Genomic DNA, 21,071 nt, shown 5'->3' with positions numbered 1-21,071 from the left:
AGATGACAGACGGACTATCGCACTATAATCGCGCCATTCAAAATGGCATCCTGTCATCTGTTCATGAGGTAATGGAATGAATATGCCCCGTCGACACCTCCCGTCGATGACGGCGCTTGCCAGTTTCGAGGCAGCTGTTCGCCAAGGCGGGTTTTCGCGCGCCGGAGATGCCATAGGATTGACCCAGAGCGCCGTCAGTCGCCAGATCGCCATGCTGGAGGAAGCCGTCGGTACACCGCTGTTCGATCGGATCGGACGGCGCGTGCGCCTGAACGAGGCAGGACGCGCTTACGCCGACGCGCTGCTGCCTGCGCTGGAAAGCATACACCGCGCCACGGCCCGACTGGCAATGCGACGGCCGGACCATCTGCTGCGCATAGCGACCCTGCCCAGCTTCGGCATGCGCTGGCTGGCGCCTCGCCTGGCGCAGTTGAGCGCGCGCCATCCGCAGTTGGTGATCGATTTCGCCAGCAGATCCGAACCGTTCGATTTCGGGCAGGAAGATTTCGACGCGGCGATCCATTTCGGGTCGCCGGGGGATTGGCCGGGGGCGGTGATGGACCTGCTGTTCCGGGAGGAGGTGGTGCCGGTCTGCGCGCCCGCATGGTTGGCGGAGCATCCCCTGCGCACGCCCGCCGACCTGCTCGATCTGCCATTGCTAAGCCAGAGTTCGCGGCGCGATGCTTGGCCACGCTGGTTCAGGGCGGCCGCCGTGGAGATGGACGGACCGGTGGCCGGGCCGGCCTTCGAGCAATTTCTGATGCTCGCGCAGGCCGCCGCCGCCGGCGCAGGCGCCGCGCTGATCCCCAGCTTCCTGATCCGGCCGGAACTGGAAGCTGGCACACTGGTCATCCCATTTGCGCGCCCGCTCGCGAGCACCGGTGCCTATTATCTGGTTCGGCCGGAGGGGCAGGCCAGCAATGCGCTGCAACGGTTTCGCGGCTGGGTAATGGAACAGGCGACAGGCTAGCGCTCTTACGTCCTGGACGAGAAAGTTCTTGTCCTTGAACGCTGCATTTCCAGGGCCGTTGGCCGGAAACGGTCAACCTGAATAGGCTGCAGATCAGAGCTTCTTGGGAATGCAGTCGCCGCCCGCGGCCTTTATGCGGCTGCACAGCCGCTCGGCATCCGCACCGCTGCCCAGCGGGCCTGCCTGAAGGCGTGTGAGCGACCCAGCCTTGACCAGATAGGGCTGGTAAGCGGACAAGCCGTTCACCCGGCCGGTCAGCTTGCCCCAAAGCGCGCGGGCATTGCCTTCTTCGCCAAAGGCGCCGAGCTGAACGCGCCAGCCCCCCGCAGCGGCGGGCGCGGGCACGGGTTCGGCGGCGCGAGGCGCGGGCTTTGCGGCGGCGACTTGCGGCGTCGGCTTTGGCGGTGCCGGTTTAGCGGGCGCCGGTGTCGGTCGGGGTGCCTTTGCCGGCTCACCGATCGTGGAAGGCGGCAGGTCCGCGGTGCGGATGGGGGATGTCGACGGGCGAACGGGCGTCGGCCCCGGCGCCGCCGCAGCGAAACTCGCGCCCTTGCCTTGTTCAAGGCTGGCCGCCATGGCGAGCCCCTGCTTGCGCTGGTCTTCGGGAATATATTTATCCATCTGCTCCAGGCTGGCCGACGCCTGCGGCAGTCCCGACGCCGCTGCGCGGGTCATGAGTGCATAGGCCCGGACCCAGTCCTTGCCGATCGTGTCGCCGTTGAACAGCGCGGTCCCCACGATATATTGCGCGCGCGGTTCGCCGCGCTGCGAGGCGCGCTGGAGATAGGGGAGGGCGCCTGAACGGTCGCCCTGCTGGAACATCAGCAGACCCAGATTGTCCTCGGCGCGCAAATGGCCCTGAGATGCCGCCTTGCGATACCAGTCGAGCGCGACATTAAGGTCGGGTTGTACGCCCCGGCCCAGCTTATATGCCTGGCCCATGTTGAATTGCGCGTCGGGGTCGCCGGCGTCGGCGAGCGGGCGCCACTGGGATATCGCCCGGGCGTAATCGCCCTGCTGCCAGGCGTCTACGCCGGCCTTCACATCGGCCGATGCGGGCGCGGACAGTCCCAGCAGGGTGCCGAGGGCAATGGTCCCCCAAAGATGCTTCATGATACCGTGCTCCTGCGCGAATAGATGCGGGCCTCTATGGCGAGACAAGGTTAAGACCCGATTAGCATAAGCGCAGAACCTTGCCACCGCATTCACCCGATTGATCCTTGATCGATGCGGATTTCGTGCAGGTTAACCGAATTTTAGGCGCCGCCATGGCAATCCGCACGGGAAGTGGATTTTTCCTGGGGGGATTTGCGTGCGGATTCTGGCATTGGCATCGCAGAAGGGCGGATCGGGCAAGACGACCCTGTCGGGCCACCTTGCCGTGCAGGCGCAACTGGCCGGGGCGGGCCCCGTGGTGCTGATCGACATCGATCCGCAAGGGTCGCTGGCCGACTGGTGGAACGAGCGCGAAGCCGAATATCCCGCCTTTGCGCAGACGACCGTAGCGCGACTGGCAGCGGATCTGGAAATCCTGCGCCAGCAGGGGTTCAAGCTTGCGGTCATCGACACGCCCCCTGCCATCACCATGGCGATCCAGAGCGTCATTTCCGTCGCCGAACTGATCGTCGTGCCGACGCGTCCCAGCCCGCACGACCTGCGCGCCGTGGGCGCCACCGTGGACCTGTGCGAGCGCGCCGGCAAGCCGCTCATCTTCGTGGTCAACGCCGCCACTCCAAAGGCGCGGATCACCTCCGAAGCGGCTGTCGCGCTGTCGCAGCACGGCACGGTTGCACCGGTGACGTTGCATCACCGCACCGATTTCGCGGCGTCGATGATTGACGGTCGCACCGTGATGGAGGTCGATCCCAAGGGCCGGTCGGCAAATGAGGTGGTCCAGCTATGGTCCTACATTTCTGACCGTCTCGAAAAGAATTTCCGCCGCACGGTCTTTTCCGTGCCTCATGGCAGCACCGGCACGGCCGGTGCGGCGCGCCCGGTCAGCGGCGGCTTCGGTCGCCGCGTGATCGGCCAGTAAGGGAGGACAGGGCATGGCCGAACCCAAGCCGATCGCTTCGCTGACCTCCGGCCTGCTTGCGCGCAAGGGGGCCGCACAGCCGGCGATGCGCCGTCCGATGATGGGCTTTGGACGCGCCAATGCCGCAGCGGTCCAGCAGGATGACCTGGGCTGGAACGATATGGGGTTCGACGTCGAACCGACGCCATCGCCGGTGGAACAGCCGCCGGTCATCGGGCTGACGCCGATGGGGCAGACTCCTGTGCCGGCAGAGACGGCGGTTCCGCCTGTCATCGCCGAACGGGAGGAACTGGCCGAACGTATCAGTGCCCCGGTGGCCGAAGCGGCGCCACAGCCGTCTGTCGTCAGCGCAGTCCCGCGCAAGGCGGCATTGGCGCGCACGTCGAAGGCGGCCTTTACCTTGCGGCTGGATACCGAACGGCACCTGAAGCTTCGGCTTGCAAGTGCGGTCACGGGCCGGTCCGCGCAACAGATCGTGACCGAGGCTCTGGACGATCTTTTGAACAACCTGCCGGAAATTGACCGGCTGACCGACCAGTTGCCGCATCTGCGCGGCAAGAACTGAACGAAGGGTGGGTAGGACAATGAAGCGCACGACATTCGGAAAGGCGGCGATCTCATCGCTCATCGTCGCCACCACCATGGTCGGCTGCACCGGTGCGGCCTTCCGTCCCTCGACCTCGGCCGCGCCGGCCAAGGGCAATCCTGTAAGGCTCGCCGAACAGGCCGAGAAGGAACTGGAGCGGCACGACATCGCCGACGCGATCGCCGCAGCCGAGGCTGCCGTGCAACTTGCGCCGGAAAATTCCGATTATCGCGCCCTTCTTGGACGTACCTATGTCGCGGCAGGACGCTTCGCGTCCGCGCAGTCGGCGCTGGAGGATGCCGTGACGCTTGGTAGCGGCGATGCCCGCACGATCGTCAACCTGGCGCTGGTGCATGTTGCGCAGGGAAGGGCGGACGACGCCCGCAACCTGCTGGTCGCCCATGCCGATACCGTGCCTGCGGCTGATTACGGGCTCGCCATGGCGATGGCCGGCGATCCGGTCGAAGGCGTGCGCATCCTGTCCGAGGCTATTCACGATCCGTCCGCAACCGCTCGCACGCGCCAGAATCTGGCCTATGCCTATGCGCTTGCCGGCCGCTGGAAAGATGCGCGGACGGTCGTGGGCATGGACCTGGAGCCGCTGGCAGCCAACAAGCGTATTTCCGACTGGGCGCAGATCGCCGAACCGTCGCTTGCGCCCCTGCGCGTCGCTTCGCTGATGGGCGTGACGATCGACGACAGCGATGCCGGACAGCCCGCGATGCTGGCGCTGGCGCCCGCTGCGGCCCCTGTTCCGGCGGAGATGGCGCAGGCAGAGCCGGTCGCGGAACTGCCCGTGGCGGATGCCGCGACGCAGCCTGAAGCATCTCCGGTGCAACTTGCCGCTGCGACGCCGCAACCGGTGGTTCAGGCCGTGCCCGCCAGCAAGCCGGCGCCGCGCGATTTCATCATCGAAGAACGGCCCGGCAAGCCCGTTGCCGCCAAGCCGGCGGCAAAGCTGGCTGCAAAGGCGCCGGTCAAGGCGACGCCCGTCGCCGCAGCGTCCGCCGCCAAGATGCAGCAGGTCGCCTTCATCAAGCCGGTCGGCAATCCCAGCCAATGGGTCGTCCAGCTCGGTGCTTATGATACGGCGGCGATTGCCAAGGAAAAGTGGATGGTGATGGCCGGCCGCGATGCCATGCTGTCCGCCTTTCCGGTGATGACCAGCCAGGCGACCGTCAACGGCAAGACCTATCATCGTCTGGCGATCAACGGCTTTGCGGGACGGGCCGATGCCATGACGGCGTGCAAACTCATCAAGTCGCGCAACGGCCAGTGCTTCGTGCGTGAGAGCGCGCCGGGCGCAACGCCGCAGCGCTGGGCTGTCGCCGGCCGGGGTCGCCAGTTCGCGTCGCGCTGATCTTCCCCCTCTCGAAAGGCGCGATGACAGGCGCGCGGAGCGGCTTCGCTCCGCGCGCCTTCCCTTTTGCCGGGCGGCGGGCGGCCAGTTTCTTGGCCAGTCGGGCGCCCTCATTCTGGCGACGGAACTCGGTCATGCCGCATGACATGAACAATGTTCCCGGCGGGATCGAGATGCTTGGCAAGACCTTGTGCCTTGGGCACATGGCTCCGCAGCGGCAGTTCAAGGCATATATTTACCCTGTATCACGGTCCGCCGGAAGCCAGGAGCACTGCCGGACGAGATGGGCAGTGTTGGAGCTTGTAGCACCTCCGGCCTCTTCACCTGATCCGGCATCGCCATGCAGCAACGCTATTTCGGGGCGTAAGCGGCAGGGCGCTGAAGTGCAGCATGTAGAGTGCGTTTCAAAGCGGAACTGCGGTGGTATATTTCACCTGCGACAGCGCGAAGTGGGATGAGCCGGTCGCGACGGAGGCGTGCCGCAGCACCGTCCGCATCAGGAAGCGGTTATAGTCTTCCACATCGGCAACGAGAATCCGCAACAGATAGTCCCAGTCCCCGGACATCGAATAGCATTCGATGATCTCGTCGCGTGAGGCGATGAAGCTTTCAAAAGCTTCCGTCGTTTCGATGGAATGGTTCTTGATCTTGATGTGACAGATCACGTTGACGCCGCGACCAAGCTGCGCAGCATTTACGAGCCGGACCTGGCGGCCGAGCACGCCATCGGCTTCCAGTGCACGCATGCGGCGCCAGCATGAGGCTGTCGACGTGCCGACACGTTCGGCGAGTTCGGCATGGCTGACCGACGCATCGCGTTGCAGTTCATATAACAGCTTGCGGTCGATCGCGTCGATCCTGCGTTCCACCGTCATGCGCTCGCTCCGTCGGCATCCGGCTGGCGTTCGGGCGCAGCGCGGGCAAATGCATCGATTTCGCCGCACCGGGCATCCACCGCAAGCAGTCCTGGAAAATCGGCCAGGTCGACATGGAAGCGGCGGGCGTTGTAGATCTGCGGAACGAGGCAACAATCCGCCATCGTCGGCGTGTCCCCGAAGCAGAAACCCCGTCCGTGGTTGCGGACCATGACCTCGAGCGCCGCAAAGCCGTCCCTGATCCAGCGGGCGATCCAATCCTGTACCGCCTGTTCGGATGCACCCAGTTCCCGCCGGAGGGCTTGCAATACCCTCAGGTTGTTGAGCGGATGAATGTCGCAGGCGATGGTCGAGGCCATGGAACGCACCGCGGCGCGCTCCATCAGCCCGGCGGGCAACAGCGGCGGGGAAGGGTGGGCTTCCTCGAGCCATTCGAGAATCGCCAGGCTTTGCGTCAGACTGCCGCCATCGACTTCGAGCGCAGGCACGAGGCCGAGAGGCGCCAGACGGTGCAGCGCTGGCATTCTTTGCTCGCCCCGTCTCAGGTCGTAGCTGACCTGGTCATAGGCCAGCCCCTTCAGGCTGGCGGCCAGGCGTACCCGGTACGAAGCCGATGAGCGCCAATAGCCATGAAGGGTCATTGTCATTGCTTCACCTTCCGCCGTCGTGATGAGTCGCTCACTGCGGACGCGACCGTCACATGCATGTACGAAATAGGTGATGAATTCAAATCTGATAACGGCATTTGTCGATATATATCATTCAAAATATAGCTAATATAGGCGATGCATGAAACGATTTTTCGCTGTGATCTGATAAATTGTCATCATGGCAAACATCGACCTATTGCCGCCCGGTGCGGCCCCCGACTGGACCATTCCGCAGGACTGGGGCTCGTACACGGCGCAAGAGCATGCGGTCTGGGACCGCCTCTTTGCGCGCCAGGCCGCGATGTTGCCGGCGCGCGTGGTTCCCGCTTTCATGGAGGGACTCGATGTCCTTCGCATGTCGAAGCCGGGCATTCCCGACTTCGATGAACTGAACGAACGGCTGCATCGCGCGACCGGGTGGCAGGTCGTCGCGGTGCCCGGTCTCGTGCCCGACGAAATGTTCTTCGAGCACCTTGCCAATCGACGCTTCGTTGCCGGCCGGTTCATCCGCGCGCCCGAGCAGCTCGATTACCTGCAGGAGCCGGACATCTTCCACGACGTGTTCGGGCATGTGCCGCTGCTCGTTCACCCGGTGTTCGCCGATTACATGCAGGCTTATGGCGAAGGTGGCCTCAGGGCGGCCAAGCTCGGCATGATCGAGGCGCTGGCGCGTCTTTATTGGTACACGGTCGAGTTCGGGCTGATCCGCGATGGCGGCGATCTCAAGCTGTATGGGGCGGGGATCGTCTCGTCCTATGGCGAAAGCCTGTTCGCGCTCGACGATCCGTCGCCCCACCGGATCGGGTTCGATCTGGAGCGGGTGATGCGTTCGCAATACCGGATCGACGATTACCAGCAGAATTATTTCGTCATTGAGAGCTTCGAAGACCTGCTGCGGCAAACGCGCGATGCGGACTTGGGGCCGATCTACGAGCGCCTGCGCAGCCATGAGCCGATCGAGGTCGGAGCGCTGCTGCCGACCGATCGCGTCCTCCATGCAGGAACCCAGTATTACGCACGCTCAGGGGCCGGAGCATGATGGTTTCTTGTGACGCATTAGCGGGGCTGAAGCGGCATAAGCCGGAGGCGCTGCGGGCACTGATCGCGCCGTACCGCGCGGCCTCGCGTGCCGACAAGTTCGACATCGGCGTGGGCGTCGACCGCACCGCCTGACACCAGTTTGCGAGAGGAAAAGAATATGCCCCTGTTCGACAACCCCATCGGTCTCGACGGCTTCGAGTTCGTGGAGTTCAGCGCACCCGAAAAGGGCCTGCTGGAACCGGTGTTCACGGCCATGGGCTTTTCCCTGATCGCCCGGCACCGCTCCAAGGACGTGCAGCTTTGGCGACAGGGCGGCATCAACCTGATCGCCAACTACGAGCCGCGCAGCCCTGCCGCCTATTTCGCCGCCGAACATGGCGCGTCCGCCTGCGGCATGGGATGGCGGGTCAAGGACGCAAAGAAGGCCTACGAACTCGCCATCGAGCGCGGCGCAGAGCCGGTCGAAGTGCGCACTGGCCCGATGGAACTGCGCCTGCCCGCCGTGCGCGGCATCGGCGGATCGATCATCTATCTGATCGACCGCTATGAGGACGAGAATGGCGGCCTGTCGATCTACGACATCGATTTCGTCTACGAGCCCGGTGTCGATCGGCGCCCGGAAGGCGCGGGCTTCAAGATCATCGATCACCTGACGCATAATGTCTATGGCGGGCGCATGGCCCATTGGGCGCGCTTCTACGAGCGCGTCTTCGGCTTCCGCGAAATCCGATATTTCGACATCAAGGGCGAATATACCGGTCTCACCAGCAAGGCGATGACCGCGCCCGACGGCAAGATCCGCATCCCCTTGAACGAGGAAGGCAAGGCGGGCGGCGGCCAGATCGAGGAGTTCCTGCGCGCTTACAACGGCGAGGGCATCCAGCATATCGCGTTGCTGTGCGATGACCTCATCGCTGCATGGGACCGTCTGAAGGCGCTGGGCGTGCCGCTGATGGCACCGCCGCCAGCCACCTATTACGAGATGCTCGACGAGCGCCTTCCCGGCCATGGCGAGCCGGTGGGCGAATTGCAGGCGCGGGGCATCCTGCTCGACGGATCGACGCAGGACGGCGATCCGCGCCTGCTGCTCCAGATCTTTGCCCAGCCGCAGATCGGCCCGGTTTTCTTCGAGTTCATCCAGCGCAAGAAGGACGAAGGCTTCGGCGAAGGCAATTTCACCGCCCTGTTCCAGAGCATCGAGCGCGACCAGTTGCAGCGCGGCGCGCTGAATGTCGGAGAGCCGGCATGAGCACGACCGCGCCGGCGCTCAAGCGCATCCACCATGTCGCCTATCGTTGCAACGACGCGAAGGAGACGGTGGAATGGTATCAACGCGTTCTGGGCATGACCTACACCACCGCCTTCGCCGAGGACAAGGTGCCCTCCACTGGAGAGGACGACCCCTATATGCACGTCTTCCTCGACTGCGGCGGGGGCAATGTGCTGGCCTTTTTCGAGCTGCCGAACCAGCCTGCGATGGGGCGCGACCCCAATACGCCGGCCTGGGTCCAGCATCTCGCCTTCGAGGTGGAGGATGAAGCCGCGCTGCTCGCCGCCAAGGCGCATGTCGAGGCGCAGGGGATCGACGTTCTCGGCCCCACCTTCCACGGTGTGTTCCGGTCGATCTATTTCTTCGACCCCAACGGTCATCGCGTCGAACTGGCCTGCAATATCGGCACCGACGCGCAATATGCTGAACTCAAGCGCGTCGCGCCGCTGATGCTGGACGAATGGAGCCGGACCAAGCGCGCGCCCCGCCACGCCGAATGGCTGCACAAGGACCCCAGCGCATGAAGCTCGCCAGTCTGAAGCATGGGCGTGACGGCCGCCTGATCGTCGTGTCGGACGATCTGTCCCACTATGTCGAGGCCGGGGCGATCGTCCCGACAATGCAGGCGGCGCTGGACGACTGGGCAGCCGCCGAGCCGAAGCTCAAGGCGCTTGCCGATGAACTGGCGAGCGGATCGGTCGCCGGGCAGCCGCTGGATTCCGCCAGGCTCGCCGCGCCGCTCCCCCGCGCTTATCAATGGGCCGATGGCTCGGCCTATGTGAACCATGTCGAACTGGTGCGACGTGCGCGCGGGGCGGAATTGCCCGAAAGCTTCTGGCATGACCCGCTCGTCTATCAGGGCGGATCGGACAGGTTCCTGGGGCCTTGCGATGCGATCCCGCTCGCCGACGAGGGCTGGGGCTGCGACATGGAGGCCGAGGTTGTCGTCGTCACTGGCGATGTCCCGCAGGGTGTGTCCCCAGAAGCCGCGCGCGGCTTGATCCGGCTCGTCGGCCTCGTCAACGACGTGTCGCTGCGCAACCTCATTCCCGGCGAACTCGCCAAGGGCTTCGGCTTCTACCAGTCCAAGCCTGCCAGCGCGCTGTCGCCCGTCTTCGTGACGACCGACGCGCTGGGCGACCGGTGGACGGACGGCAAGCTGCACGGGACGCTGCAAGTCGATCTCAACGGCCAGCCGTTCGGCCGCGCCGATGCCGGCGTCGACATGACCTTCGATTTCGGGACGCTGATCGCGCATCTCGCCAAGACCCGCTCGCTGGGCGCCGGCACGATCGTGGGTTCAGGCACCGTCTCCAATCGCGATGCGGACGGCGGCCCCGGTCGGCCTGTCGCCGATGGCGGCCTTGGCTACAGCTGCATCGCGGAGGTGCGGATGGTCGAGACGATCCGCGACGGCGCGCCGGCAACGCCTTTCCTCAACTATGGTGACAGGGTCCGGATCTGGATGGAGGATGGTGCCGGTCAACCGCTGTTCGGTGCGATCGACCAGGGCGTGAAGGCTATCTGATGCAACGATTGACCGAGCAGGAACGAACCCAGGCGCTCTCGTCGCTTCCGGAATGGACGCATGAACCGGATCGCGACGCGATCGTGCGGACGTTCCAGTTCCCCGATTTCGTGACCGCTTTCTCCTTCATGACGGCCGTGGCGCTGGAAGCGGAAAAAGCCGATCACCACCCGGAATGGTCGAACGTTTACGGGCGTGTTTCCGTCTTGCTGACGACCCATGATACCGATGGCCTGTCGGAGCGGGACATCAATTTGGCTCGGAAGGTGTCGGCGCTCTCGTTCTGTATTAGGTCGTGAACCCATGAAGGTTGTTGCCGCCGCTGCCTGATGGCAAACTCCTTGGGCGACGGAGAGGACCGATGGAAGCACCCTTTGTAGAACGCCGATTTGCGCTTGATGGTAACGACCTGGTTGTTCGCTTCTATACGCCTGCGAAGGCGCCGGGCGGCGAATTCCAGTGCCGCTATTCCATAGGGTGGCCCGAGCGGGAAGTTCGCCGATATGCATGCGGTGAAGACGGCGTCCAGGCGCTCATGCTGGCGATGCGAACCGTCCATTCTGACCTTGCTGAAAGCGAAGCCTATAAGGATGGACGGCTGACTTGGTGCGATCAGGCCGATCTTGATCTGCCGCCGACGTGGGGCGTTGGACCTCTTTATGATGTTCCACCTCCACCAGAGTCATTGCCATCTTAAGGCTTTCCCGCGCGTCCGGTTTCTGATTCAGCGTCGGCATGAGCCGCTATGACCTGACCGACTTCGAGTGGCGTGTGATCCAGCCGCTACTACCCAACAAGCCGCGAGGTGTGCCGCGCGTCGATGACCGGCGAGTGCTGAACGGCATCTTCTGGGTACTGCGATCTGGTGCGCCATGGCGCGATCTGCCCGAACGCTATGGTCCACGGACCACCTGCTACAACCTCTTCGTACGATGGCGGAAAGCAGGCGTGCGGGATCGGCTGATGGACACAATCACCGCCGCGCATGACGGCGACATCCAGATGATCGACAGTACTTCCATCAGGGCGCACCAACAGGCTGCGACGGCAAAAAGGGGGATCAAGATCATTGTCTCGGTCGCTCCCGAGGCGGGCTCACCACCAAAATCCACGCGGTTGTCGATGCGCAAGGCCTCCCGATCCGGCTCGGCCTGACCGCTGGGCAGGCACATGATGGCCAAGTCGCCGGCGATCTGCTCAATCACCTTGGGCCGCACATGATCGTGCTCGCCGACAAGGCCTACGATGCTGATCGCATCCGCACGCTGATCGAGGAGCAGGGCGCGACGCCCAACATCCCGGGCAAATCCAATCGAAAGTGGAAGCCTTGCTTCAGCAAACGGCTGTATCGCGAACGCAACCTGATCGAGCGCTTCTTCTCCAAACTCAAACACTTCCGCCGCGTCGCCACCCGCTATGACAAACTGGCCGACAACTTCCTTGCTATGGTCCAACTCGCCTCAATGCGGCTGTGGTTGCGCGCTTATGAGTCTACGGCCTAGTCATCTGGAACTGAAATAAGCTACATTGTATATTCATCCTGTCGATAGCAGGAGGCATGGATGGTTGGTCGTCAGGCGGACGTTTTGGCATTGAGTGCTGCTGATCGGACGTTCCTTGAATCGCAGGTGCGGCGTCACAAGGCACCGCGTTCGTTATCGGACCGCTGCCGGATGGTCCTGCTGTGCGCGGACGGGTTGCAGAGCAAGGAGGTTGCCGAGCGGCTCGGAGTTCACGAGCACACGGTCGGCAAATGGCGGCGTCGTTTTGCGCAAGCTGGCATTGAAGGGCTGACCGACGAGTATCGGGCGGGCCGGCCGCGCACGGTGAGCGATGCACAAGTCGCGCGGGTGATCGAGCGCACGCTGAACACCACGCCCAAGGACGCCACGCATTGGTCGATCCGTTCGATGGCGGCGGAGGCTGGGTTGTCGCACACGACGATCCGTCGGATCTGGGGTGCGTTCGGCTTGCAACCGCACCGCTCGGAGACGTTCAAGCTGTCCACTGATCCGCTCTTCGTCGACAAGGTTCAGGACATTGTCGGCCTTTACCTGTCGCCTCCGAACCGCGCGGTGGTGCTGTGCGTGGACGAGAAATCGCAGATTCAGGCACTCGATCGCGAGCAGCCGGTCCTGCCCATGGCGCCCGGCATGCCCGAGCGGCGTACCCATACCTACGTGCGCAACGGCACAACATTGCTGTTCGCCGCGCTCGACATCGCCACCGGCGCCGTGATCGGCAAATGCTACAAGCGGCACCGCGCGACCGAGTTCCTCGACTTTCTCAAGCAGATCGATGCGGCGATGCCCCAAGGCCCCGAAGTCCACCTGGTGATGGACAACTATGCCACCCACAAGACCCCCAGGATCAAGGCATGGCTCGCCCGTCGGCCGCACTGGCATGTGCACTTCACGCCAACGTCAGCATCGTGGATCAATCAGGTCGAACGCTGGTTTGCCGAGCTGACGCGCAAGCAGTTGCAGCGAGGCGTCCACCGATCAACCGCGGAACTCGAAGCCGATATCGCCGCCTTCATCGCCGCCCACAACGAGAAACCCAAGCCCTACAAGTGGGTCAAATCCGCCGACGATATCCTCGCATCCGTCAAGCGCTTCTGCCAAAAAACAATGAGCCGAACTTTGGATTCAGGTGAATAGCGGCTTCCGGCCGCCAGGACACGAGGCTGAACTCGCGCGCCTTCTCAATCCCCTTGCACCAGATCGGCTTGCGGGTCGGTAATTACTTCCCGACCCGCTTGCTTTTCATATGCTCAGCATGACCATTTCGCGGGCTTCCCGCGGCTTGGCATCTTTGCTTCGGGTAACGACGAAATGGTCCATGTTGGGCTGCTGCATGGCGTGCCAGACGGTGGAATTGTGGCGCGGTGTTGCGATGACGATCCGGCCGCTTTCGTCATGGCGGTAATAGCCGTGCGCCTTGCCCTTGCGATACCAGGCCGTGTCGTTCAGCTTTTCCTGCGTCCATTCATTGTAGGCGCGCGTCGCCTCAACGTCCGGCTCGACCGAGCTGATGTCCTCCTCGACCATCGTTTGCAGCATTTCGATGATGTAATGCACTTGTTGCTCGCCGATCACCGCCGCGTTTGCCGTCAGGTTGCAGTTAGGCCCGTGGGTGATGAACAGGTTAGGGAAGTCGGGCACCGTGATCCCTTCATAGGCGAAGGGGTAAGGTGTGAAGGTTTCCTTCAGCGTCTTCCCGCTGCGGCCGACAAAGTGCATCGTGCTGTACCAGTCGAGGTAAAAGCCGGTGGCGAGCGCCACCGCTTCGCACTCGATCCGCGTGCCGTCCTCAAGCAGGATCGCTTTCTCTTCGAACCCGGCCAGTGCGCCTTCGATCAGATCGACATGCGGCTTCTTCAGCGCATCATAATAGCCGCAATCGAGGATGGGGCGCTTGCCGAACAACGGATAGGGCGGGGTAAGCTTGCGCACCATCTCTGGGTCGTCGGGAAATTTGCTGGCCAGATAGTCAAGGCTCATCCTGGTCATGGCGTCGTTCATCGGACCGAAGCCGCCGGTCTTTTCGTGCCATTCATGGTCCATCGCCATCATTCCGCGCATGTCCATCAACTGGCTGGCCAGACTTTGAAGCCGCTTCCACTGCGTTACATAGGGGATTCGCTCCATCGCCAGCCGCTCAAGTTCGGGCACGGACGCCAGAGCCTGGGGATTGGGCATGATATAGTCCGGCTGGCGCTGGACGGTGGTTACATGCGCGGCCTGTTCCGAAAGGGCGCGAGTGAGTTGGACGCCGCTGCACCCGGTGCCGATGACGGCCACGCGCTTTCCGGTGAGATCGACCGACTCGTCCCACGCTGCCGAATGCAGGATCGGGCCCTGAAACTTGTCCTGGCCCTGCACATTCGGCCAGCGCGGACGCGAGAGCACGCCGACGCTGAGGATCACGGCGTTGGCTTCGTAGGTCACCTCCTCGCCGTCCCGAACCGCCTTGACGATCCAGAGCTGACGGTCCTCATTCCACTCCGCAGATTGCATCGTCGTGTTGAGGTGAATGTTGGGGCGGATGCGGTGCTTGTCAGCCACTCGCTCCAGATATTCCAGGAACTCGTCCTTCATGGGATAGAATTTCGTCCAGGACGGATTGGGATCGAACGAGTAGGAATATTGGACGCTCGGCGTGTCGACCGCCGCGCCGGGATAACGGTTGATCGACCAGGTGCCGCCAATTTCATGCCGGCTTTCCAGCACTGTGTAGGCGAAGCCTGCCTGCTTGAGCTTGATCGCCGCGTTGATGCCGTGCATCCCGCCCCCGATCACTACGACCTTGAAATCAGCAGGCGGCAACACTTCCTGCTTCCGGATGCGGGTGTCGGTCGCAAAGCCGCCATGGTGGCGGGCCGGCCCAATCGACGCTTCGGGAAGTTCCTGGCCGAGCGCGAGCTTCAGCATCTCGCGGAACAACGCCGGGTCCGGTTCACCCAGCAGCGGTTGTGGGTTGTCGTGCATCTCGGTCAACAGCATCGCGCGGATCTCAGCCACGATCGCCGGATCGGCGCGCTTGTGCTCGTGCTCGCCGGTATCAGAGAAGGCAGAGCGCTGCTGGTCCTGTGTGCCCTCCAGTAGCGGCCCGTAATGATGAAGGAGATGGCGATCGCCCGTGATGTGGATCAGGCTGAGCAGGACGATGATCGGATCCAGGTCGTTTACAATCGTTTCGAGCGAAACGGCTTCCTCGCGACGATCGGCGTGGCCGATGTTCATGTGCATCTATCTCTCCTTCCGATACCACCGCCAAACTGTGGGTCGCGCCGGTTCGATTTCATTACAACGTACGTTGCACGAATATGCCGGGCTCGGAGCGAAGGCAACGATTTTATGACTATGTGGTCAAAAATAAGAGCGGATGGATGTGTGTTAGTTTTGAGGGAGCGCCAGTTCCGAGAAAGGCAGGCTTTGTAACGGCGCGCCGATCAAGCTGCGGGACTGGCTAACCCCTTGTAGAAGAAGGTAAAGGGCAAACTCCCAACTCCCCGGTTCAATGCCCCGGGCCAACATGTCGATATATGGAGTGAGCGTATTCGCCTGTCGCGTCGGCAATTGGGAAAATGCCGCTTGCAGACCCTCTTGATAGCTACGCGCCTTCTTCTTCATGGCGCGGCGATGCTTGCTGCCCGCAGCTGCGCCTATAACGAGATGCGATACGGCTGAACGCAGGAGCAACGCCTCTTCACCCGAAAAGCCATGCCCCGACAAAACATCGACCCACATGATTACGGATCCGACATCGGCCACCGGTTGCGGGCTTCCCTCGATCCAGGCTTCCAGCAAGTCACCATCCGCCGTCAGAATATCGAAAACTGCAGCGGCATATTGCAGGATCCAGACCGCCCATGGTTGCCCTGTGTTTTCGGGCATCTCCACCTTCCGGCTGGCGCGAGCCTGGGCCATACGCACCAGTTCTTCGCGACTGGTCACATAATTGTACAGCAGCGGCTTTCCCACGCCCAAATGATCGGCGACCGATTGCATTGTCATCTTGTTGATGCCGATCGCGAGCGCAGCATCGACCACCTGTTCTATCGTCAACCTGCGAGGCCGGCCCGCGCGTCGCTTGGTACCAAGGGTTCGTTTTGTGTGAACGGTGTCATTCATGCAGGTTTGCTAGTTGGCCCGCACTGATCAAGCAAGTTGACGAGGTTGCAGTCCGGGCTTCAATTGACGGGACTCTGCCGCCGTCAATCTCCGGCGAGGCGACAAAAGGATGGTGCGCCGACCACGATATTTTGATCGGCTTTGGCTGGTCCTTCCACGACGATCTGTGGGGCGGTTGTGCACAGATGGGCAGTGCTCCCCGATTTCAGCCTGTTCTGCTCGATCGTCGCGATTTCGACCCGGTTGCCGGTGAGGGATCCTTCGCCTTTCCCAATTGCGAAGGCTCCCGCGACGGTGATCCCGGCCTTGCTCGTGCCGAAGATGTTCTTCCGGATCGCTACGCCTCGGACGATGTTGCTCTCTATCCCGGCTACGCCCTTGATCTCGCCCGCCATCAGCAAGCCGCCCGCGACCAGGATACCCGTCTCGCCTCCCGAAATATTGTTGCCTTCAAAGGTCAGTCCGTCGATCCAGTTGCCGGAACTGACGCCGGGAGCGCCGACATTATATACCGCCGCAGCCATCGCTCCGACCTTGCAGTTGTCGATAATGTTGCCGCTGATGACAATGTTGCTCAGGCTCAAACCTTTGGCGGGCGGACCGTTCATTTCAGGAAACGCAGGGATCGCCGTGATGCCGAATCCGCATTGCGACCGGGCCGAGATATGGTTGTCGAGGATGCGCACATTATCCATATGAATGTCGGTAGATGGCGTCGTTCCCCCCAGCAGCGCCTCGGCGCCGACTATGTAAACAATATGGCCGTTGCCCTGTATGCGATTGTTCTGGATGAGGACGTCGGACACCTTTGCCTTTGAAATCTGACCATTAACGGCCACGCCGCCCCATATGTAGATGGCGGGGTCGGGCGCGTCGGCATCCAGCGAGATATCATTGCCGGTGATCTTGAGGCCGGTCAGCCGCCCTCCGCTGTTCGGGGCGAAGAGTGTCTGAAGCGGCTGGGCCTGCACGCCGCCGGCAAATTCCTTTATCACATTATTTGTCACTTCGAGATTTTCGAGGACGACGTCGCCCTTGTCGGCCGTGCGCGCGGCTTGGCCACCGGCGCCGACGAAGGATATCGCATTGTGCAACTTGCTGGGATATTCGCCGCCGAAGACGCGTGGCCCTAGAAACTCGTTGCCGCTGACGATGACGTTGCGCAGCGCACTGCGTTCGCCGTTGGCGGTGATGCCGCTAAAGCTCACGCCGCCGCCATTGTGAAAGCGATTGTTTGACAGGCGGATATTCTCCAGCGACCCCGCGCCTGAGGCAGGCTGGAAGGAAATGCTGTGGATGAAGCGCTCGAAGGTGACGCCTTCGATCAGCATGTTCGAACTTTGCACGACAAGCGCGGTGCCGCCGAGCGGCGCGCCCTTTTCATGATCCGCACTATTGGCCGTGTCAGCGGCACCCTCGGTTCCATTGATGAATCGTATCCCCTTGCCGGAGATTGCGTCGCCGTCATTGCCTGTCAGCGCGGCGATTTTCGACGTTGATGAAAGTACCGCAAATTCCTGGCTCGGCTTCGTCTGGACCTGGAGCGGGAAACGAACCACGCCGCCCGGAACGTCGAAACGGATCTGGTCGTGGCTTGCAGGGCCGGGCGTTCCGGTGACGCTGCGCTTCTCTCCTTCCGACAGCCTTTCTGGCGCAAGGGTGCCGTTGGCAAGGCCGATCGCTTCTACCAAGGACAGCTTGCCATCGCCGACGGTCCCGGTCGCGTCATCGTCAGTGACGATCAGCGTTGCCGCATAGGGCGCGCGGTCCGCCCCTGCGCCCAGCGAGTGGGGGGGCGCACAGCCGCCCAAACCCATTAACGAAGTTCCGCCGAGCAGAATGGCTGCGATCCTCACATATTTGTCCTTTTTGATTGTGGTTGCACCCGGCCTAACCGGCTGGGTCGGAGGCGCCAAAGACAATCCCGAAATCATGATTTTAGCCGCGATGCCGCCCGGTTGAGGGGGAGGGCGAAGTCTCGCCCTCCGAACGCCCCCATCGACTGACGTTCCGAGGAGCTTCGCTTAAAAAGCCTTCGTGGCCTGGATGGTCCAGGTGCGCCCATAAATGCTATGTACCCGAGCATCGAAGCCCGCATTGCCGTAGAGGACGACAGGCGGATCTTTGTCCGTCAGATTGCGGATGTTGAGATTCAGGCGCAGCCCACCCGCGATGCTCCCCAGACTTTCGGGCACCGTATAGCCGATGCCGAGATCGGCGGTCGTCCAGGAACGGATACGTGTGACCGGCAGTGCAGGCAACGGCCCGGCGGGGCCGGTGGGCGTGATCGGCAGGTCATTTACATAGGACGGTGTGTAGTTGACCGACAGATTGGCGGTCCATGGCCCGTTGGACCAGCCAAGGCGAGCGTTCGCGCGAAAGTCGAGCGGCTGGAAGATACGGTTGAGCGGTTCGGGTGTCGTTGTCCGGCCCTTCACCACCTCTTCGTGGATGCTGAATATCTTGGTGACGGACACCCCGGCGGAAAGGTTGTTTTCGCCCATCGCCCAAGTGTAATCGATGCTGGCGTCCAGACCCTGTTGGACGACTTTCGAGGCGTTTGCCCACCGGCCATCGAGGATCACGGTCGCGCCGCAGACGCCGTCCAACCGTGGTTCCCGTGGCAAAATGGCTTGAATTTCCGGTGCCCAACTGGCCGGATTTTGCGGGTTGCATCCCGGCGGGTTGGGATTGGCGACCACTTGGATGAACTCGCGGTAGAGCGCGCCATTTTCCGGGCTGGATATGAACGCGCCGACCGGCAGAGCCTGAATCTTGTCCTTATAGGCGATGTGATAATAGGTGCCGCTGATCTTCAGTCCAGAAAGCGGCGTAAGGTCCGCGCCGATTGTGAAGTTCTTAGACTTTTCCGGCCCGAGATTGGGGTTGCCCCCGCCGACAATGACCGCCTGAATAGGTCCGGTCTGACCGAATTCCGGCCCCGCATTGTTCGCACCGGGCCCCACATAACCGATGAAATTCGCGGACATTTCGATGAGGTTGGGCGCGCGGAAGGCGGTGCCCCAGGTGCTGCGCAACCTGACCGCATCGTTCATTTCCCATACGACGCCAAAGCGCGGATTGAAGGTCTGGCCAAAGTCGGAATAATCCTCATACCTCCCGGCGATGCTGAGTTCGAACCGCTGGACCAGCGGGCGTGCATTATCCGCTCCGACAAAGGGCAATAGAATTTCCGCGAACGCCGCCTTCACGTTTCGGCTGGCGTGACCTGAGCGGTCGGGGTTCAGTACCGGCGTACTGGGCAGGCAATTGTCGGTCAACACCACGCCTACGCAGGTTTGCTGCCCCTGCTCGGCATAATAATAATTGTTGGAAAGGTCCTGATATTCAACGCCGAACGCACCTTTGATACTTCCGCCCGCGATATCGGCGATCGTGCCGTTCAGGCGCAGATTGGCGATCAGGCTCTTGCTATTGGAATAGCTGCCGCCCTGAACGTCTCCCTGATAGGTGGCGGCGGCGCGGGTCGCGTCATCCAGCCCAAGGAAAGGATTGAAACGCCCGCCCCGGATGAGGAAGTTCAATATGTCCTGATCAGGATAGCGGCTGTCGACACCCGCAACCTTGTTGCTGGACTTGGAGAAGCTGACATAGCCTTCGCTGGTCCAGTTGTCGCTCAGGTCGAGCTTTGCGCCGAACGTATGCGCCCAGTTACGCGTTCTAAGATGTGCCGTAGTGGCTACTCCGATGGGAACAGTCACGCTGTTGGCGATAACGGGCGCATCGGTCGGGAAGAACGCGGTTCCACGCTCGACGACCGTGTCAAGCACGTCGAAATTGCGGATGTCTTCGTTCCGCCAATAAAGGGAGCCCTGATAATAAAGCTCCAGGTCGGGGAGGATTTCCTGTCGCAGATAGATATTGGCCGAATGTGTTTTCTGCTTGCCGATATAATCGCGCAGAGCGTCCGTGTCAGCCAGACTGTTCACGGGGAGGCGTCCTGCCGGGATGCTGGCTGTGGGGACGCCGTTGCCATTTGCGGCCGTGACATCGAAATATTGATTGACCGTGCCCGGCGAGAAGTCGGGATTGAAACAGGTGCCGAAGATGATGAAAGCAGGCGGTGGGCAAGATTGTGCGACATAATAGCCAAGTCCAGTCGGGGCCGGTTGCTGGAAGCTGCTGTAGATGGCGTTGCCGCCGCCCAGCGGGGTCAGGTCGCTGCGGATATAGCGGCTGGCGTCGAAGGCGACATTCTGCCGCTGGCCATAGTCGTAGCTGACCATGATCCGACCGGAGCGGTCGCCCAATTTCCACGACTGCCCGACCACGAGCGATCCACCCCATTCGTCATAGAGCCGGTTCGTCGAATAGCGCCCGGAAAATTCCGCCCCGCTATAATCCTTGCGGGTGATGTAGTTGATGACGCCGCCGATGGCGTTGGAACCGTAAATGGCGGATGCGCCATCCGTCACCACCTCGATCCGCTCGATCGCGGCGAGGGGGAGGATGTTCGCCTCGCTGAAGGACGTGCCGGTGCCGCCTGCGACCTGTCTGCGGCCATCGACCAGCACCAGCGTGGCGTTGGGGCCAAGGCCGCGAATATCGACACTGGAGCCACGCGTTTCATTGTTGAACAGCGTGCCGCCGCCTGTGATCGTGCTGCCGACATAGGGGTTGGCCTGCGAAGGCTGGTCGTTTGAAAATGTTGAACTGCCCTGCGTCTGGGGAATGTTGCGCAGCACTTCGGCGGCATTGGTCGCACCGCTGCGGATGATGGCTTCTCTGTCGATCACCGTGGACGGCGAGGCGATGGACTTGACGCCCTTGATGCTGGTGCCCGTCACGACAATATCCGACTTGCGGACGTCGTCCTGCTTTTCTTGATCCTCGCCCGATGATTGCCCCCATGCGGGACATGAAACCACGCTGAGCAAGGCCGATGTGGCAAGGCAAAAAGTTTTGAAGTCGACAGAACGACGCATATCCCCCCCCTTATTTTCCTGTCCGCGAGGCCGCTTTTCTCCCGATGGAGAGCCTTTCGCGAATGTGTCCGAACTTTTGCGGCTGCGCGGCGCGCTGGCTATCCGCAAAAATGAAATCGCGATTTTTCCTGCGCGGCGATATGCTGGAGCGGCTAAGGCTTGTCGGGGGTTTGG

Annotated in this window: 20 protein-coding genes; 13 read left to right on the top strand and 7 right to left on the bottom strand. The window is 62.3% G+C overall.

Annotated features, from left to right (window positions below; all coding sequences use genetic code 11):
* Positions 1 to 76 precede the first annotated feature (76 nt).
* Positions 77 to 970, top strand: a complete 894-nt coding sequence (locus tag J3E64_RS10790) for a LysR substrate-binding domain-containing protein (RefSeq protein WP_253342756.1) — start codon at positions 77 to 79, stop codon at positions 968 to 970.
* 93 nt (positions 971 to 1,063) lie between these two features.
* Here J3E64_RS10790 and J3E64_RS10785 read toward each other — a convergent pair whose 3' ends face one another.
* On the bottom strand, positions 1,064 to 2,083 hold the full coding sequence (locus J3E64_RS10785; protein ID WP_253342755.1) for an SPOR domain-containing protein: 1,020 nt from the start codon (positions 2,081 to 2,083) through the stop codon (positions 1,064 to 1,066).
* A 199-nt stretch (positions 2,084 to 2,282) separates the two neighbouring features.
* Here J3E64_RS10785 and J3E64_RS10780 point away from each other — a divergent pair, with 199 nt between their 5' ends.
* The 3 genes from J3E64_RS10780 to J3E64_RS10770 are packed head-to-tail and all read left to right on the top strand — an operon-like array spanning position 2,283 to position 4,951.
* On the top strand, positions 2,283 to 3,005 hold the full coding sequence (locus J3E64_RS10780; protein WP_253342754.1) for a ParA family protein: 723 nt from the start codon (positions 2,283 to 2,285) through the stop codon (positions 3,003 to 3,005).
* 13 nt (positions 3,006 to 3,018) lie between these two features.
* The gene (locus tag J3E64_RS10775) at positions 3,019 to 3,570 is read left to right on the top strand and encodes a hypothetical protein (RefSeq protein WP_253342753.1); all 552 of its coding nucleotides are present in this window, start codon (positions 3,019 to 3,021) and stop codon (positions 3,568 to 3,570) included.
* 19 nt (positions 3,571 to 3,589) lie between these two features.
* Positions 3,590 to 4,951: an SPOR domain-containing protein gene (locus tag J3E64_RS10770; protein ID WP_253342752.1), complete on the top strand. Its 1,362-nt coding sequence runs from the start codon at positions 3,590 to 3,592 to the stop codon at positions 4,949 to 4,951.
* Positions 4,952 to 5,355: 404 nt separating this feature from the next.
* Here J3E64_RS10770 and J3E64_RS10765 read toward each other — a convergent pair whose 3' ends face one another.
* Both J3E64_RS10765 and maiA read right to left on the bottom strand, forming a co-directional pair.
* Complete coding sequence (locus J3E64_RS10765) at positions 5,356 to 5,826, bottom strand: Lrp/AsnC family transcriptional regulator (RefSeq protein ID WP_253342751.1); 471 nt, start codon at positions 5,824 to 5,826, stop codon at positions 5,356 to 5,358.
* Complete coding sequence (gene maiA / locus J3E64_RS10760) at positions 5,823 to 6,473, bottom strand: maleylacetoacetate isomerase (RefSeq protein ID WP_253342750.1); 651 nt, start codon at positions 6,471 to 6,473, stop codon at positions 5,823 to 5,825. Before maiA ends, J3E64_RS10765 begins: the two co-directional genes overlap by 4 nt.
* Before the next feature lie 181 nt (positions 6,474 to 6,654).
* Between maiA and phhA the strand changes: the two genes are divergently transcribed.
* From phhA to J3E64_RS10715, 9 genes are all read left to right on the top strand, one after another.
* Positions 6,655 to 7,515 (top strand): phenylalanine 4-monooxygenase, encoded by an 861-nt coding sequence (gene phhA, locus J3E64_RS10755; protein WP_253342749.1) that lies wholly within the window; start codon positions 6,655 to 6,657, stop codon positions 7,513 to 7,515.
* Positions 7,512 to 7,649 (top strand): hypothetical protein, encoded by a 138-nt coding sequence (locus J3E64_RS10750; RefSeq protein WP_253342748.1) that lies wholly within the window; start codon positions 7,512 to 7,514, stop codon positions 7,647 to 7,649. The genes phhA and J3E64_RS10750 overlap by 4 nt, the downstream gene beginning before the upstream one ends.
* A gap of 25 nt (positions 7,650 to 7,674) precedes the next feature.
* Positions 7,675 to 8,766, top strand: coding sequence for a 4-hydroxyphenylpyruvate dioxygenase (gene hppD, locus J3E64_RS10745; protein WP_253342747.1), 1,092 nt, complete (start codon positions 7,675 to 7,677; stop codon positions 8,764 to 8,766).
* The gene (locus tag J3E64_RS10740) at positions 8,763 to 9,311 is read left to right on the top strand and encodes a VOC family protein (protein WP_253342746.1); all 549 of its coding nucleotides are present in this window, start codon (positions 8,763 to 8,765) and stop codon (positions 9,309 to 9,311) included. Before hppD ends, J3E64_RS10740 begins: the two co-directional genes overlap by 4 nt.
* Entirely contained in the window at positions 9,308 to 10,315 is a 1,008-nt protein-coding gene (locus tag J3E64_RS10735) for a fumarylacetoacetate hydrolase family protein (protein ID WP_253342745.1), read from the top strand. The genes J3E64_RS10740 and J3E64_RS10735 overlap by 4 nt, the downstream gene beginning before the upstream one ends.
* A complete protein-coding gene (locus tag J3E64_RS10730; protein WP_253342744.1) occupies positions 10,315 to 10,614 on the top strand; it encodes a 4a-hydroxytetrahydrobiopterin dehydratase in 300 nt (99 codons plus the stop codon). Before J3E64_RS10735 ends, J3E64_RS10730 begins: the two co-directional genes overlap by 1 nt.
* 62 nt (positions 10,615 to 10,676) lie before the next feature.
* Entirely contained in the window at positions 10,677 to 11,012 is a 336-nt protein-coding gene (locus J3E64_RS10725; RefSeq protein ID WP_253342743.1) for a hypothetical protein, read from the top strand.
* 38 nt (positions 11,013 to 11,050) lie between these two features.
* Positions 11,051 to 11,817 (top strand): IS5 family transposase gene (locus J3E64_RS10720; protein WP_253342742.1). Its coding sequence is split into 2 segments (ribosomal slippage): positions 11,051 to 11,363 and positions 11,363 to 11,817, totalling 768 coding nucleotides; the frame shifts between segments, so codons are not numbered across the junction.
* Between the two features lie 60 nt (positions 11,818 to 11,877).
* The gene (locus J3E64_RS10715) at positions 11,878 to 12,975 is read left to right on the top strand and encodes an IS630 family transposase (protein WP_253342741.1); all 1,098 of its coding nucleotides are present in this window, start codon (positions 11,878 to 11,880) and stop codon (positions 12,973 to 12,975) included.
* Between the two features lie 105 nt (positions 12,976 to 13,080).
* Here the strand turns inward: J3E64_RS10715 and J3E64_RS10710 are convergent, their stop codons facing one another.
* The 4 genes from J3E64_RS10710 to J3E64_RS10695 form a co-directional block, all read right to left on the bottom strand.
* A complete protein-coding gene (locus J3E64_RS10710; protein WP_253342740.1) occupies positions 13,081 to 15,066 on the bottom strand; it encodes an NAD(P)/FAD-dependent oxidoreductase in 1,986 nt (661 codons plus the stop codon).
* A 147-nt stretch (positions 15,067 to 15,213) separates the two neighbouring features.
* Positions 15,214 to 15,951, bottom strand: coding sequence for a TetR/AcrR family transcriptional regulator (locus tag J3E64_RS10705; protein ID WP_253342739.1), 738 nt, complete (start codon positions 15,949 to 15,951; stop codon positions 15,214 to 15,216).
* A gap of 83 nt (positions 15,952 to 16,034) precedes the next feature.
* The gene (locus tag J3E64_RS10700; RefSeq protein ID WP_253342738.1) at positions 16,035 to 17,807 is read right to left on the bottom strand and encodes a hypothetical protein; all 1,773 of its coding nucleotides are present in this window, start codon (positions 17,805 to 17,807) and stop codon (positions 16,035 to 16,037) included.
* A gap of 168 nt (positions 17,808 to 17,975) precedes the next feature.
* Positions 17,976 to 20,897: a TonB-dependent receptor gene (locus tag J3E64_RS10695; RefSeq protein WP_301287242.1), complete on the bottom strand. Its 2,922-nt coding sequence runs from the start codon at positions 20,895 to 20,897 to the stop codon at positions 17,976 to 17,978.
* Between the last annotated feature and the right edge of the window lie 174 nt (positions 20,898 to 21,071).

Source organism: Sphingobium sp. OAS761 (genome assembly GCF_024168485.1).
In the GTDB taxonomy this organism is placed as follows: domain Bacteria; phylum Pseudomonadota; class Alphaproteobacteria; order Sphingomonadales; family Sphingomonadaceae; genus Sphingobium.
The sequence above is the reverse complement of the archived record's forward strand: the minus strand, read 5'-3'. Positions and strand labels throughout refer to the sequence as shown.

Coding starts and splice junctions, on each gene's coding strand:
- J3E64_RS10790 (WP_253342756.1), top strand. CDS start 77: ATGAATATGCCCCGTCGACACCTCCCGTCGATGACGGCGCTTGCCAGT.
- J3E64_RS10785 (WP_253342755.1), bottom strand. CDS start 2,083: ATGAAGCATCTTTGGGGGACCATTGCCCTCGGCACCCTGCTGGGACTG.
- J3E64_RS10775 (WP_253342753.1), top strand. CDS start 3,019: ATGGCCGAACCCAAGCCGATCGCTTCGCTGACCTCCGGCCTGCTTGCG.
- J3E64_RS10770 (WP_253342752.1), top strand. CDS start 3,590: ATGAAGCGCACGACATTCGGAAAGGCGGCGATCTCATCGCTCATCGTC.
- J3E64_RS10765 (WP_253342751.1), bottom strand. CDS start 5,826: ATGACGGTGGAACGCAGGATCGACGCGATCGACCGCAAGCTGTTATAT.
- maiA (WP_253342750.1), bottom strand. CDS start 6,473: ATGACAATGACCCTTCATGGCTATTGGCGCTCATCGGCTTCGTACCGG.
- phhA (WP_253342749.1), top strand. CDS start 6,655: ATGGCAAACATCGACCTATTGCCGCCCGGTGCGGCCCCCGACTGGACC.
- J3E64_RS10750 (WP_253342748.1), top strand. CDS start 7,512: ATGATGGTTTCTTGTGACGCATTAGCGGGGCTGAAGCGGCATAAGCCG.
- hppD (WP_253342747.1), top strand. CDS start 7,675: ATGCCCCTGTTCGACAACCCCATCGGTCTCGACGGCTTCGAGTTCGTG.
- J3E64_RS10740 (WP_253342746.1), top strand. CDS start 8,763: ATGAGCACGACCGCGCCGGCGCTCAAGCGCATCCACCATGTCGCCTAT.
- J3E64_RS10735 (WP_253342745.1), top strand. CDS start 9,308: ATGAAGCTCGCCAGTCTGAAGCATGGGCGTGACGGCCGCCTGATCGTC.
- J3E64_RS10730 (WP_253342744.1), top strand. CDS start 10,315: ATGCAACGATTGACCGAGCAGGAACGAACCCAGGCGCTCTCGTCGCTT.
- J3E64_RS10725 (WP_253342743.1), top strand. CDS start 10,677: ATGGAAGCACCCTTTGTAGAACGCCGATTTGCGCTTGATGGTAACGAC.
- J3E64_RS10715 (WP_253342741.1), top strand. CDS start 11,878: ATGGTTGGTCGTCAGGCGGACGTTTTGGCATTGAGTGCTGCTGATCGG.
- J3E64_RS10710 (WP_253342740.1), bottom strand. CDS start 15,066: ATGCACATGAACATCGGCCACGCCGATCGTCGCGAGGAAGCCGTTTCG.
- J3E64_RS10705 (WP_253342739.1), bottom strand. CDS start 15,951: ATGAATGACACCGTTCACACAAAACGAACCCTTGGTACCAAGCGACGC.
- J3E64_RS10695 (WP_301287242.1), bottom strand. CDS start 20,897: ATGCGTCGTTCTGTCGACTTCAAAACTTTTTGCCTTGCCACATCGGCC.